We start from the raw sequence: 12,279 nt of genomic DNA on the forward strand, positions 1-12,279 counted from the left end.
AGATCGCGCGCCCGACATGTCCCGCACCACGATCATGACCTGCGGACCGTCAACGTGGGGCTTCCTCACGGGAGTTGACCCGGCCCCGCCTTCACAGCCTCCCGGGCTCGCACCCAGCTTGACCTCAGTGTCCGCACAGGCCGTGGCCTGAAGCTCCCTGGCCATGACACACACCACAGAGCCAGGCAGAGGCGCGCACGCCCGAGACGGCAAGCAGGCCAAGGGCGAGCACACCAAGGACAGCGGCGGCCGCAAGGGGCTGCACCGAAGGAAGTTCCTCGGCGGGATGGCCGGGGTCGGGCTGGGGGCCGTCGGGGCGGCGGGAGCGGCCTTCTCCCTGCTGACCGAGGGCACCCGCAGCAAGGCGGCGGCCGCGACGGACGGCACCCTCACCATCCCGGACCTGCTGGAGGGCACCACGTCCGACGGCACCACCACCTTCACCCTGGCGGCACAGACCGGCTCCGCCGAGGTGCTCAGCGGCGTCACCAGCACCACCGCCGGTTACAACCAGTCCTTCCTCGGCCCCACCATGAAGTGGACCAAGGGCGACACCGTGCTGCTGAACATCACCAACGGCCTGTCCGAGGACACGACCGTCCACTTCCACGGCGCGCATGTGCCGCCCAAGGCGGACGGCGGCCCGCAGAACGCCTTCGCCGCCGGCACCACCTGGTCCCCCACCTTCACGGTCCTGGACGAGGCCAAGACCCTCTGGTACCACCCGCACGCCCTGGGCACGACGGCCAAGCAGGCCACCCACGGCCTGGCGGGGATGATCATCGTGGAGGACGACTCCGACACGTCGGCGGCGCTGCCCAGTGACTACGGCGTGGACGACATCCCGCTGATCTTCCAGTGCCTGGCCGTGGACAGCACCGGTGACATCAAGTACGACCAGGCCGGCTACCTCACCTCCGGCCTCAGCTACCCCCTGCTGGTGAACGGCGAGAACGTCGACGCCACCACGCTCGCCTTCTCCGCCACGAAGACCCGCAACCGCTTCCGAGCACTCAACGCCTCCCCCTCGGACATCATCACCCTCCAGCGCAGCGACGGCGGCACGCTGACGCAGATATCCACCGACCAGGGTTATCTCGCCGAGGCGACCGAGGTGAAGAACATCCGGCTGGTGGCCGGCGCCCGTGCCGAGTTCGTCATGGACGTCAGCGCCGACGTCACGCTCCAGGCGGTCATCACGACCGGCTGGATCCGAGGCGGCTCCGGCACGTACGACTTCCTCACCGTCGCGGCGGGCGGCACCGACACCCCGGCCGACCTTCCGAGCACCCTCAACACCATCGAGCGGTACGACACCTCGGACTTCACCGCCCGCACGATCACCCTCAGCAACACCGGTGCGACGATGAAGATCAACGGTGCGGCCGGACTCACCATGACCGGCATGAGCATGATCAGCACGACGCTGGGCGCCAAGGAGATCTGGACGATCACCAACGCCAGTCAGCTGGAGCACTCGTTCCATCTGCACGACGTGCCCTATCAGCTCGTCTCGATCAACGGCGCGGATCCGACCGGGGTCGAACTCGGCTGGTACGACACCTTCGAGGTCGTCGGCGGCGGCACCATCAAGATCGCCATGGAGTTCACGGACTTCGCCGACGACACCTACATGTACATGCTCCACTGCCATCTGCTGCAGCACGAGGACGAGGGAATGATGGCGTCCCTCATGGTCACGGAGAGCTGACCGGACCGGACGGCCGGATCCCATCAGCAGGCCGCCGCCGGCAGTGGAAGTGCCGGCGGCAGCCCCCGGCCCGACGTACGGGGCCAGGTCTTTGATGGCGGTCACGGTCGACTGGTTCCCCTGAACCCGGCCACCAGACCTGATCACCGCCGGCGGATCGCCGTCGGCCGGTCGATGCCGGCGGGTCAATGCCGGCGCTAGAGGACGGCCGCCGCCAGGAGCGCGAGCGCGGGCGGCACACCCTGGCCCAAGGCGCCGCGCCACAGCTGCGGGAAGGAGGCGGCGAAGGCGAGCGCGGAGGCGATGAGAAGCGCGCAGACGTAGAGGATCAGGGTGCGGCCCGCGGTGGGTTCGCCGGCGTGGAGCGCGACGACTCCGGCGACGAGACCGAGCCCGAGGAGGAGGTTGTAGACGGCGACGCCCGAGCGCCAGAGCGTGACCTCGGGGGCGTCGGCGGCGGACGTGGTGAGGAAGACGCGGACGGCGGTGCGGTCGTAGAAGAAGCGCTCCAGCGTGCCGACGACGAGGTGGGTCAGGGCCGCGAACAGGGCGAGGGCCTGCGAGACGAGGTTCACGCCCGGAGTGTCCCGCTGCCGGGCCCTTACGTCAGCCCCGCCGCGCGGGCACGTTCCACCACCGGGCCGATGGCCTTCGCCACCGCCTCCACGTCCGTCTCCGTGGAGGTGTGGCCGAGCGAGAAGCGGAGCGTGCCGCGGGCCAGGTCGGGGTCGGTGCCGGTGGCCAGCAGGACGTGGCTGGGCTGGGCGACGCCCGCGGTGCAGGCGGAGCCGGTGGAGCACTCGATGCCCTGCGCGTCCAGGAGGAGGAGCAGGGAGTCGCCCTCGCACCCCGGGAACGTGAAGTGGGCGTTGGCCGGAAGGCGGCCCCCCGGTGCCGGGTCGCCGCCGAGGATCGCGTCGGGGACGGCCGTACGGACCGCCTCGACCAGGGCGTCGCGCAGGGTGCCGATCTCGGTGGCGAACCACTCGCGCTGCTCGGCGGCGAGTCGGCCGGCCACCGCGAAGGAGGCGATGGCGGGGACGTCGAGGGTGCCGGAGCGGACGTGGCGTTCCTGGCCGCCTCCGTGCAGGACGGGGACGGGCGTCCACTCACGGCCGAGGACGAGGGCGCCGATGCCGTACGGGCCGCCGATCTTGTGGCCGGAGACCGTCATCGCGGCGAGGCCGGAGGCGGCGAAGTCGACGGGTACCTGACCGAAGGCCTGGACCGCGTCGGCGTGCAGCGGGACGCCGAACTCCTGCGCCACGTCGGCGAGTTCGCGGACCGGCAGGACCGTGCCGATCTCGTTGTTGGCCCACATGACCGTGGCGAGGGCGACGTCGTCGGGGTTGCGGGCGATCGCCTCGCGCAGGGCGCCCGGGTGGACCCGGCCGTACGCGTCGACGGGAAGGTACTCGACGGTGGCGCCCTCGTGTTCGCCAAGCCAGTGGACGGCGTCGAGGACGGCGTGGTGCTCGACGGGGCTGGCGAGGACCCGCGTCCTTGCGGGGTCCGCGTCGCGCCGGGACCAGTACAGGCCCTTCACGGCGAGGTTGTCCGCCTCCGTACCGCCGGAGGTGAAGACGATCTCGCTGGGGCGGGCGCCGAGCGCCTCCGCGAGGGTCTCGCGGGATTCCTCGACCGTGCGACGGGCCTTGCGGCCGGATGCGTGGAGGGAAGAGGCGTTGCCGGTGGCGCCGAGGTGGGCGCTGAGTGCCTCGACCGCCTCGGGAAGCATCGGGGTGGTCGCGGCGTGGTCGAGGTATGCCATGGTGACGCCGATTCTACGGGGCGCACCCGGGCGGCCTCAGGTCAGGGACCGGCCGGTGACGACGGCTCAGAGGCTCCAGGAGACCGTGCTGTCCAGCTGCATGGCGGCCACCAGGACCAGGAGGTCGGCCACACCGAGTCCGAGGCCCAGGTAGGCACGGCCGCGGCGGGTGGTGCCGCGCCACAGGGCCACCGAGGCCAGCACGATGGCGACCGGGCCGAGGAAGATGTTCAGGACGAGAAGGCCGAGGAGTCCGAGGATGAAGGACGCCACGGCCATGCCGTCGGCGTCACGGGCGCCGGTGCGGGTGGCGGGGCTGGTGGCCTGAGCGGTGAGCTGCATGGTGATCAGTGCTCCGGGTGACGGTGGGACGGGGACGGTGAACGCACGTCAGTGGGACGGGGTGCGGCGGCGGGCGTTGCGCTCGCGGAGCGCGAAGATGCCGAGCCAGGCGGCGATGACGGCGGCGGCGACGGCGGTGAGGGTGAGCGGCGCGTGGGCGACGGTGCCCAGGACCACGCCGAACAGCATGAGTGCGGCGACGAGGAACAACATGGGACGGATCCCCCTCCGATACGACTGGTGGTACGACTGGCGTTACGTTTGAGTGAACAGTTGTGGTTACAGTTGTTCACTGACTCCGAAGTCTAGCGCGTCTCCCGGCTTTCCAATTACGGAGAACAGTTGTTAACTGGATGACATGAGTCACACCCTCGGTATCCGGCAGGCACAGAAGCAGAAGACCCGGCAGTCACTCCTGGACGCGGCGCTCGGGCTGCTGGAGGAGCAGAGCCTGAGCAGCCTGGGCCTGCGCGAGGTCACCCGAGCCGTCGGTGTCGCCCCGACCGCCTTCTACCGGCACTTCCGCTCCATCGCGGATCTCGGGGCGGCCCTGGTCGAGGAGGCGCTGGGCAGCCTGCACCCGCTGATCCGGACGACGGTGTCCTCGGCCGAGGACCACGACCAACGCATCAAGCGCGCCATCGAGTTGATCGCCGGCCATGTGCACGCGTACCCCGCCCACGTCCGTTTCATCGCCCGCGAACGACATGGCGGGGTGCAGCCGGTGCGGGAGGCCATCCGCGACCAACTGGCCCGGTTCGGCCAGGAGGTGAAGGACGAGCTGGCCAAGGACCCGGTGTCCGAGGGCTGGAGCGAGGACGACCTGCTGATGCTGGCCAACCTGTACGTCGACCAGATGCTGATCACGGCCTCGCTGTTCCTGGAGGCGCTGGAGTCCTCGGAGGAGGAGCGGACCCGTGTCTGCCAGGTGGCGGAGCGTCAGATGCGGCTCATCAGCATCGGCCGCCATCACTGGCTCGGCTGAGCCGCCGACAGCGCACAGGGGCGGCACCCCCGTTCACCGGGAGTGCCGCCCCTGCCGTATCCGTACGACGTTCCTACGACGTCCGGGTCAGCTCTTCGTCGCCGCCGCGCTCGGGGTGCCGCTGGGGGCGCCGCTCGGGACCGTGCCGCCACCGGGGCCGCCGCAGCCACCGCCCCGCATGCCGCCGCCGCCCTGGCCACCCCTGCCGCCGCCGGGCCCACCGCTCGGCATGCCCGAGGGGTTGCCGCTGGGGGCTCCCGACGGCCGCCCGCTGCGCATGCCGGAGGGGGCACCGCTCGGCCTCCCGGACGCGTTGCGGGTGGGCGCCTGACAGTTCTGCGAGCCCGAGGTGCCGCTGTTGGAGGTCGACGTCGAGTCGCTCGAGCCGCACGCCACCAGGGCGAGGGGCGAGAGCGCCAACAGGGCCACGGCGGGGAGGAGACGCACACGCTTCATGAGAGACCGCTCCAGGAGGATGAGTAAGTCCTGAGGCCAGGAACTCAACCAACGGCCCTTAGGGCTTCCTTGAGCCCGCGCTGTCCCCCGCCTGTGGGCGAGGCAAAGCACGCCTCAAGCGACCCGCCTGACCTGGGGTTCTGGACGGATGCCTCACTTACTCCCTGGTACAAGCCCGTGACAGAGGCGGACCGCGCTCAGGCGAGCCTGACGCGGGCCAGCTGCCGCGACTGCGCGACCAGCCGGTCCTCGCTGTCCCAGACCTCGGCGTCCTCCTCCAGGAAGCCGCCGGCGAGGTTGCGGGTGGTGATGGAGACGCGCAGGGGCCCGGGGGCCGGACGGGACCTGACGTGCACGGTCAGCTCGACCGTCGGCACCCAGCCCTTCAGGCCGATCTCGAAGGCGGTGGGCGGCAGCGCGTCCACCGCCAGGAGCAGTGAGAAGGGGTCGGAGTCCCGGCCGTCGGCAAGCCCGAACCACGAGCGCATCTCCCCCTTGCCGGAGGGCGCGCCGAGAGCCCAGCCGAGGGTGGAGGGGTCCAGCTTGAGCATCAGCCGCTCGGTGATGGCCGAGCTGCCGTCGACGGGGGACGGGCCGTCCTCGGGACCGAAGCACTGGTCCATCGGCGGGAACGCGGGCGGTTTCGCCGCCGTACGGACGTCGTCGGGCAGGGAGTCGAGGTCGCCGTAGGAGGCGAGGACGCGGATGCGTTCGATCTCGTTGCCCTGCTCGTCGTACTGGAAGAGCGAGGCCTGGCCGGTGGAGAGGGTGCGGCCGGTGCGCACGACGTCCGTGCGGACGACCGCGGGGCCCGGCTGGGACGCGGTCAGGTAGTGCGCGGAGATCGTGAACGGGTCGGAGTGCGGCAGGGCGTCCGCGAGGGCGCGGCCCAGGACCGCCAGCAGATAGCCGCCGTTGACGGCGCTGATGATCGTCCAGCCCGCGGAGAGGTCGATGTCGTAGACGCCGGGTGCGCGGCGGGTGAGCGCGGTGTCCCGGTCGAACTCGCTGTCACCGATCGTGGCGCGCGTGGCGGAGGCTGCTTCTGGCATGCCTGAACGGTACAACAACTAACTACTAAGCGGTAGCTTTTCCTCACCGCGCCCACAGGTACGTGCCAGGTGAGACCCGGGCAATTTCCTGGTAAGTGTCCGCACACGTCCGTAAACCGATGCCCGGTCCGCCCCCTCTACCAGGGCATGAGCCTCACCGGGACCGCGTTCCTGTACCTCCTGATCGTGCTGTCGGTCGTCGCCGTCGTGCTTCCGCTCGCCCTGTGGTCGCGCATCACGGGGCACCGCGCCCTGCGCGCCGTGGCCCGGCTGCTGATGGTGCTGTTCGCCCAGGGCACGGCCGTCGCCCTCGTCTTCGTGCTGGTCAACAACCAGAACAACCTGTACGACAGTTGGGCCGACCTGCTCGGCACCGGCAACCACGTCCAGCAGGCCGCGAACCTGGGCGCCGACGGCACCGGCGGCATCGCGCTGAAACGATTGCCCAGGGTGAAGCAGCATTTCACGAACGCCGGTGGCCCCGGCATGAAGGGCGTGCGGGTGACCCAGCTCAAGGGCCGGGTGTCGGGCGTGAACGCCGAGGTCTACGTCTGGCTGCCGCCGCAGTACGGCCGGCCCGCCTACCGGCACCACAGGTTCCCCGTAGTGGAGTTGCTGTCGGGCTATCCGGGCTCGGCGAAGGCATGGTTCGGCTCGCTGCACGCGGTGAACCAGCTGCGGCCGCTGATGCGGGACGGCAGGGTGGCGCCGTTCATCCTGGTCGCGCCGCGCATGAACCTGCTGGCCGGGGTGGACACCGGATGCGCCAACATCACCGGCACGGTGAACGCGGACACCTGGCTCAGCGTCGACGTGCAGAAGATGGTCACGGACAACTTCCGTGCCCAGGCCGGGCCGACGGGCTGGGCGGTGGCCGGGTACTCGGCCGGCGGGCACTGCGCGACCAAGCTCGCCGTCGCCCATCCCGACCGCTACCGGGCCGCGGTCAGCATGTCCGGCTACAACGACCCGATCGGCGAACGCAACTCGCTGGCCTCCGAGACCCCCGCCCTGCGCCGCGCCAACAACCCCTACCTGCTGCTGCGCGAGGCCCGCACCCCGCCCGCGATCGCGCTCTACGAGTCAGGTCAGCCGGGCGACGGCTACGAGGCGGCCATGGGCCTCGAACAGGCGGCGAAGGCGCCGACGACCGTGCACGTCGTCTACATCCCGAAGAGCGCGGGCGGCCACAACATGGCGCTGTGGCGGCCGCAGGTGGTCCCGGCGTTCCGCTGGCTGACCGAGGAGATGGGGCTGCTGCACGGCCGGGCGGGCGCTACTCCTCACGCACGGTCGACCGCCGGTTCCACGCCCGCGGAGCTCGCCAGTGGAACCGCATCGCGAGCAGACGCAGTACGAAGGCGGTGAGGGCCGCGAGCCCGCTGGTCAACGGGGTGAGGGCGTCGTAGCGGATGCACAGGACGACCAGGGTGGCGCCGACGATCGCCGGAACCGCGTACAGGTCACGGTCCCAGCGCAGCAGCGAGGGCACCTCGTTGGCCAGCACGTCGCGCAGGACACCGCCCCCGACGGCGGTGGCCAGGCCGAGGATGACGGACTGGGTGAGGCCGAGCCCGTACTCGTACGCCTTCGTCGTCCCGGCGACGCAGAACAGGCCGAGTCCTGCCGCGTCGAACACGTTCACGCCGACCTGGATGCGCTCCACGTGCGGATGCAGGAAGAAGACCAGCAGGGCGGCCAGGAGCGGGGTGATGAAGTAGCCGAGGTCCGTGAAGGCGGCGGGCGGCACCGCGCCGATGATCAGGTCCCGGAACAGCCCTCCGCCCAGCGCGGTGACCTCGGCGAGGACGGCGATGCCGAAGACGTCGAAGTTCTTGCGGACGGCCAGCAACGCGCCGGAGATGGCGAACACGAAGATCCCGACGAGGTCGAGCGTGTGCTGGACGGAGGGACTGAACAGTTGCTGGAGCACACCGCATTCTTGCGCAGGGGCTGCTACAGGGCCGGTTTGCCCGTCGTGAACAGCCATGTCCCGAACAGGTCGTCCAGTTGCTGTCCGCTGACCTTCTCGGCGAGGCGGATGAAGTCGGCCGTGTTCGCGTTGCCGTAGCGGTGCAGCTTCGTCCAGGCCGGCAGCAGCTTGAAGAAGGCCTTGTCGCCGATGCGTTCGCGCAGCACCTGGAGGGTCATGGCACCCCGCTGGTAGACCGCGGACGCGAACATCGTGTCGCGCTGCGGGTCGCCTACGGTGATCTGCCAGAAGGCGTTGTCGGCGGGGCGGGCGTCGTAGCCGGCGATGAAGGAGTCGTGGGCACTGCGGGTGCCCCGGTGTTCGGCCCACAGCCACTGGGAGTAGGTGGCGAAGCCCTCGTTGAGCCAGATGTCCTTCCAGTCCGCCACGCTCACCGAGTCGCCGAACCACTGGTGGGCGAGCTCGTGCACGATCGTCGTCTCGTTGCGCACCGCCGAGTAGACCGGCTTGGACTGCACCTCCAGCGAGAACCCCGCCTGCGGCATGTCGTCGACGATCGCGCCGGTCTCCTCGAAGGGATACGGCCCGAAGACCTGCGACCAGTAGTCGGTGGCCTCGGCGGTGACGCCGTACACGTCGACGTTGTTGCTGTTCTGCAGCACCGGGTCGATGGCGGTGTATATGGGTATGCCGCCGGGGGTCTTCCCGGTGCGGACGTCGAACTTCCCGATGGTGGCGGTCGCGAGATAGGTCGCCATCGGCTTCTTCTCGCGCCAGTGGGTGTACGTCGAGCCGCCCTTGTCGTACGTCGACACCAGCCGGCCGTTGGAGACCGCGGTCAGGCCTTTGGGGGTCTTGATACGGATGTCGTAGGTGGCCTTGTCCGAGGGGTGGTCGCTGGACGGGAACCAGGTGGAGGCGGCGTTGGGTTCACAGGCGACGAAGACACCGTCGGTGGTCTTCATCCAGCCGTAGTCGGAGCCGAAGACGATGGGACCGCTGAGGGGTTCCGGGACGCCTCCGTAGGTGACGGCGACCGTGAAGTCATGGCCCTTGGACAGGGATTGGCGCGGGGTGATGCGGATCTCGTCGCCGTCCCGCGTGAACTGGGCCCGTCTGCCGTTCACTTCGACTCCGGTGACCTCGAGTTTCTGCAGGTCCAGGTCGAAGGACGAGAGGTTCTGGGTGGCGCGGGCGGTGAGTGTCGTACGGCCGTCCAGGCGGTCGGTGTCCGGGTTGTACGCCACGTCGAGCGTGTAGTGCCGGGCGTCGAAGCCGCCGTTGCCGAGGTTCGGGAAGTAGGTGTCGCCTGTGCCGGGGGCTCCGGGGGTCGGTCCCGGGGCAGCGGCGATGACTAAGGAGGAGGCCGCGGCGGTCACCAGGGCCCCCCAGCGTGCCGAACGGGAGAGTGCCATGAGTCGTCCCTTTCGCGCGTGTACCGATAAGTCGGACACAGGAGACTCTGCACGCCCTCATTCAGTCATGTCCATGACTTTGCCAACTCGTCACCGAACACGGAAACCGGTAGTGGCGCGAATTCCCACAGGGATTTAATTGAGGTTTATTTGAGCTTATCGATAAAACGATGGCAAGAAGATCGCAAAGCCCCTACTGCGGCAAGTGAACCATGCCCTAGGTTCACGCTCAGAGGGGGAGTCACCACACGGGGTGGCTGACGGTTCTCCCCCATTCCTTAACGAGGGAAAAACTTTGACGCACTACGCGAGAACGATGACCGTCGGTGCGGCGATGGTCTCTTTGATCGCCCTGGGCACGACCTCCGCCCAGGCCGCCGCGTCCACAACGGCACATCCGATGAACTGCGGCACGGAGAGGTCTTATCAGTTCGGCTCCCCCAAGTCCTCCCGGATCGGGATGGTGCCTCCGTCCAGCGCGCCGGGCGGACACACGCTCGGTATCAGCCTCACCGCCGGCACCTCGATCACCGGCACCATCAGCGGCTCCCTGCAGACCGAGGAGAGCGCGATCGTCGCCAGCGCCAAGCAGACCGTGACGGCCTCGATCGCACTCACGATGACGGCATCCGTCACCTACTCGGACAGCTGGAAGGTACCGAGCTCCTGGCGGAAGGGATACCTCCACGCCGGCGCCGACCGGGACACGGTCAGCTGGAATTACGGCCACTACGGCGCAGGGTGCAAATGGGTGATCGTGCGCAAGGGGACCGCGAAACTCCCGTACCACATTCCGGCATTCTGGAGCACCAAGGGATGACCTCCGTCACCGGAGCCCGCTTTTCGCAATACGCGGCACGCATGGCCGTACTGTCCTCCGCTTTGCTGGCTGTGGCGGGATGCAGTGACACGGATTCCTCGGCGCTGAAATCTCCGTCGCCCTCTGCGGCACACGCCTCAGCGGTCGCGGAAATGCGACTGCCGCCGTTGGAATCCCTCAAGTCACCGGCTCCGCCCGGGAAGCTGCTGGTGGCGCGGAGCGGCCAGGGTGCCCAGCGGATCGAGGTACCTCTGGCGAAGTCGGGCACACCGATCACGGTGCGGTTGATCTGTCTGGGGCCCGGCGCGGCGAAGGTGACCGACGGGTCCGGCGGTCCGGTCCTCGACGTGGCCGGTTGCAACGCCACGGCGGCGTACACCACGGGATTCACCGGCGCGAAGAGCGACCGGGTGATGCGGCTCGCGGTGCAACCGTCCGTGGCTTGGCGGCTGCTGGTCTGGGGATAGGACCAGGCGGTCTCCACCGGGCGCGTAGCGAAAGGGCCGGCAGGGTTGCCCCTGCCGGCCCTTTCGCTACGCGCCTCGACCAGCGATCAGCTCTGCTTGTCGGTCGGCTCCTGGTTCTCGGTGTTGTCGGTGTTCTCGGTGTTCTCGGCCTCCGCCGGAACCTCCGTCCCGGCGATCTCCGCCGCCACCGCGGCCGAGGTCTCCGCCGACTCCGCGAGCACCTCGTCCGCGACCAGTTCGGCCGCCTCCTTGGCGACCGTCAGCAGCACGGTGTCCTGCGGGGCCTGGTCCTCGAAGTTCTCCGGGTGGTGGCAGGCCACCTGCTGCCCGGGCTTCAGCTCCGTGAGCTTCGGCTCGGTCGTCGTGCAGATATTCGTCGCCTTCCAGCACCGGGTGTGGAACCGGCAGCCGGTCGGCGGGGAGATCGGCGAGGGCACGTCGCCCTTGAGCAGGATGCGCTCGCTCTCGGCGTTGCGGCGCCTCGGGTCCGGAATCGGCACCGCCGACATGAGCGCCTTGGTGTACGGGTGCATCGGCGCCCTGTACAGCGACTCGCGATCGGCCAGCTCGACGATCTTGCCGAGGTACATCACCGCGATCCGGTCCGAGACGTGCCGGACGACGGAGAGGTCGTGCGCGATGATCACGTAGGTCAGGCCGAGCTCCTTCTGGAGGTCGTCGAGCAGGTTCACCACCTGGGCCTGGATCGACACGTCCAGCGCGGAGACCGGCTCGTCCGCCACCACCAGCTTCGGCTTCAGGGCGAGCGCGCGGGCGATACCGATGCGCTGGCGCTGACCGCCGGAGAACTCGTGCGGATAGCGGTTGTAGTGCTCGGGGTTGAGGCCGACCACCGACAGGAGCCGCTGGACCTCGTTCTTGATCCCGCCCTCGGGTGCGACGCCCTGCAGCTTGAAGGGAGCGCCGATGATCGTGCCGATGGTGTGGCGCGGGTTCAGCGAGGAGTAGGGGTCCTGGAAGATCATCTGGACGTCGCGGCGCATCGGACGCATGCCACTCACGCCGAGGTGGGTGATGTCCTTGCCCTCGAACTCGACCGTGCCACCGGTCGGTTCGAGCAGCCGGGTGATCAGCCGGCCCATCGTCGACTTGCCGCAGCCGGACTCGCCCACGACTCCGAGCGTCTCACCGGCCCGGACCTCGAAGTCGATGCCGTCGACGGCGTGCACCGCGCCGACCTGACGCTGGAGCAGGCCCTTCTTGATCGGGAAGTGCTTCTGCAGGCCGGTGACCTTCAGCAGCACCTCGCCGTCGGCCCGACGGGTGTCCTCGCTCTGCGCGGGAGTCGTCACCGCTTTCTCGTCAC

The 12,279-nt window shown here is 69.3% G+C and carries 14 protein-coding genes; 5 read left to right on the plus strand and 9 right to left on the minus strand.

Annotation, left to right across the window (positions count from 1 at the left end):
• Positions 1-163: 163 nt before the first annotated feature.
• Complete coding sequence (locus ACFYRX_RS38470) at positions 164-1,711, plus strand: multicopper oxidase family protein (RefSeq protein WP_389110531.1); 1,548 nt, start codon at positions 164-166, stop codon at positions 1,709-1,711.
• 197 nt (positions 1,712-1,908) lie between these two features.
• Here ACFYRX_RS38470 and ACFYRX_RS38475 read toward each other — a convergent pair whose 3' ends face one another.
• The 4 genes from ACFYRX_RS38475 to ACFYRX_RS38490 form a co-directional block, all read right to left on the minus strand.
• Complete coding sequence (locus ACFYRX_RS38475) at positions 1,909-2,286, minus strand: DUF1304 family protein (protein WP_389110533.1); 378 nt, start codon at positions 2,284-2,286, stop codon at positions 1,909-1,911.
• Positions 2,287-2,312: 26 nt separating this feature from the next.
• The gene (locus ACFYRX_RS38480) at positions 2,313-3,482 is read right to left on the minus strand and encodes a cysteine desulfurase family protein (RefSeq protein ID WP_389110536.1); all 1,170 of its coding nucleotides are present in this window, start codon (positions 3,480-3,482) and stop codon (positions 2,313-2,315) included.
• Between the two features lie 66 nt (positions 3,483-3,548).
• Positions 3,549-3,824, minus strand: a complete 276-nt coding sequence (locus tag ACFYRX_RS38485; protein WP_389110539.1) for a DUF4190 domain-containing protein — start codon at positions 3,822-3,824, stop codon at positions 3,549-3,551.
• Between the two features lie 48 nt (positions 3,825-3,872).
• On the minus strand, positions 3,873-4,037 hold the full coding sequence (locus ACFYRX_RS38490; protein WP_389110542.1) for a hypothetical protein: 165 nt from the start codon (positions 4,035-4,037) through the stop codon (positions 3,873-3,875).
• 145 nt (positions 4,038-4,182) lie between these two features.
• Here ACFYRX_RS38490 and ACFYRX_RS38495 point away from each other — a divergent pair, with 145 nt between their 5' ends.
• Positions 4,183-4,809 carry a TetR family transcriptional regulator gene (locus ACFYRX_RS38495; RefSeq protein WP_389110545.1) on the plus strand — a complete coding sequence of 209 codons (627 nt, stop codon included), beginning with the start codon at positions 4,183-4,185 and terminating at the stop codon, positions 4,807-4,809.
• Positions 4,810-4,896: 87 nt separating this feature from the next.
• Here the strand turns inward: ACFYRX_RS38495 and ACFYRX_RS38500 are convergent, their stop codons facing one another.
• The gene (locus ACFYRX_RS38500) at positions 4,897-5,265 is read right to left on the minus strand and encodes a hypothetical protein (RefSeq protein WP_389110547.1); all 369 of its coding nucleotides are present in this window, start codon (positions 5,263-5,265) and stop codon (positions 4,897-4,899) included.
• A 197-nt stretch (positions 5,266-5,462) separates the two neighbouring features.
• Positions 5,463-6,317, minus strand: a complete 855-nt coding sequence (locus ACFYRX_RS38505; protein ID WP_389110549.1) for a thioesterase family protein — start codon at positions 6,315-6,317, stop codon at positions 5,463-5,465.
• A gap of 147 nt (positions 6,318-6,464) precedes the next feature.
• Between ACFYRX_RS38505 and ACFYRX_RS38510 the strand changes: the two genes are divergently transcribed.
• Positions 6,465-7,685: an alpha/beta hydrolase gene (locus ACFYRX_RS38510; protein ID WP_389110552.1), complete on the plus strand. Its 1,221-nt coding sequence runs from the start codon at positions 6,465-6,467 to the stop codon at positions 7,683-7,685.
• Here ACFYRX_RS38510 and ACFYRX_RS38515 read toward each other — a convergent pair.
• On the minus strand, positions 7,594-8,250 hold the full coding sequence (locus ACFYRX_RS38515) for a trimeric intracellular cation channel family protein (protein ID WP_389110555.1): 657 nt from the start codon (positions 8,248-8,250) through the stop codon (positions 7,594-7,596). The two genes, ACFYRX_RS38510 and ACFYRX_RS38515, sit on opposite strands and share 92 nt — an antisense overlap.
• A 23-nt stretch (positions 8,251-8,273) precedes the next feature.
• Positions 8,274-9,665 carry a M1 family metallopeptidase gene (locus tag ACFYRX_RS38520; protein ID WP_389110558.1) on the minus strand — a complete coding sequence of 464 codons (1,392 nt, stop codon included), beginning with the start codon at positions 9,663-9,665 and terminating at the stop codon, positions 8,274-8,276.
• Positions 9,666-9,981: 316 nt separating this feature from the next.
• Here ACFYRX_RS38520 and ACFYRX_RS38525 point away from each other — a divergent pair, with 316 nt between their 5' ends.
• Positions 9,982-10,485: a hypothetical protein gene (locus ACFYRX_RS38525; RefSeq protein WP_389110561.1), complete on the plus strand. Its 504-nt coding sequence runs from the start codon at positions 9,982-9,984 to the stop codon at positions 10,483-10,485.
• A gap of 152 nt (positions 10,486-10,637) precedes the next feature.
• Positions 10,638-10,952: a hypothetical protein gene (locus ACFYRX_RS38530; RefSeq protein ID WP_389110563.1), complete on the plus strand. Its 315-nt coding sequence runs from the start codon at positions 10,638-10,640 to the stop codon at positions 10,950-10,952.
• Positions 10,953-11,038: 86 nt separating this feature from the next.
• Here ACFYRX_RS38530 and ACFYRX_RS38535 read toward each other — a convergent pair whose 3' ends face one another.
• The gene (locus ACFYRX_RS38535) at positions 11,039-12,265 is read right to left on the minus strand and encodes an ABC transporter ATP-binding protein (protein WP_389110848.1); all 1,227 of its coding nucleotides are present in this window, start codon (positions 12,263-12,265) and stop codon (positions 11,039-11,041) included.
• Positions 12,266-12,279: the final 14 nt, after the last annotated feature.

The sequence above is a fragment of the Streptomyces sp. NPDC005374 genome (genome assembly GCF_042872225.1).
GTDB lineage: Bacteria > Actinomycetota > Actinomycetes > Streptomycetales > Streptomycetaceae > Streptomyces.

Bases quoted from the DNA above. Each gene is read 5' to 3' on its own strand.
- ACFYRX_RS38525 (WP_389110561.1), top strand. From the start codon at position 9,982: ATGACCGTCGGTGCGGCGATGGTCTCTTTGATCGCCCTGGGCACGACC.
- ACFYRX_RS38505 (WP_389110549.1), bottom strand. From the start codon at position 6,317: ATGCCAGAAGCAGCCTCCGCCACGCGCGCCACGATCGGTGACAGCGAG.
- ACFYRX_RS38520 (WP_389110558.1), bottom strand. From the start codon at position 9,665: ATGGCACTCTCCCGTTCGGCACGCTGGGGGGCCCTGGTGACCGCCGCG.
- ACFYRX_RS38530 (WP_389110563.1), top strand. From the start codon at position 10,638: ATGCGACTGCCGCCGTTGGAATCCCTCAAGTCACCGGCTCCGCCCGGG.
- ACFYRX_RS38510 (WP_389110552.1), top strand. From the start codon at position 6,465: ATGAGCCTCACCGGGACCGCGTTCCTGTACCTCCTGATCGTGCTGTCG.
- ACFYRX_RS38495 (WP_389110545.1), top strand. From the start codon at position 4,183: ATGAGTCACACCCTCGGTATCCGGCAGGCACAGAAGCAGAAGACCCGG.
- ACFYRX_RS38490 (WP_389110542.1), bottom strand. From the start codon at position 4,037: ATGTTGTTCCTCGTCGCCGCACTCATGCTGTTCGGCGTGGTCCTGGGC.
- ACFYRX_RS38470 (WP_389110531.1), top strand. From the start codon at position 164: ATGACACACACCACAGAGCCAGGCAGAGGCGCGCACGCCCGAGACGGC.
- ACFYRX_RS38480 (WP_389110536.1), bottom strand. From the start codon at position 3,482: ATGGCATACCTCGACCACGCCGCGACCACCCCGATGCTTCCCGAGGCG.
- ACFYRX_RS38500 (WP_389110547.1), bottom strand. From the start codon at position 5,265: ATGAAGCGTGTGCGTCTCCTCCCCGCCGTGGCCCTGTTGGCGCTCTCG.
- ACFYRX_RS38485 (WP_389110539.1), bottom strand. From the start codon at position 3,824: ATGCAGCTCACCGCTCAGGCCACCAGCCCCGCCACCCGCACCGGCGCC.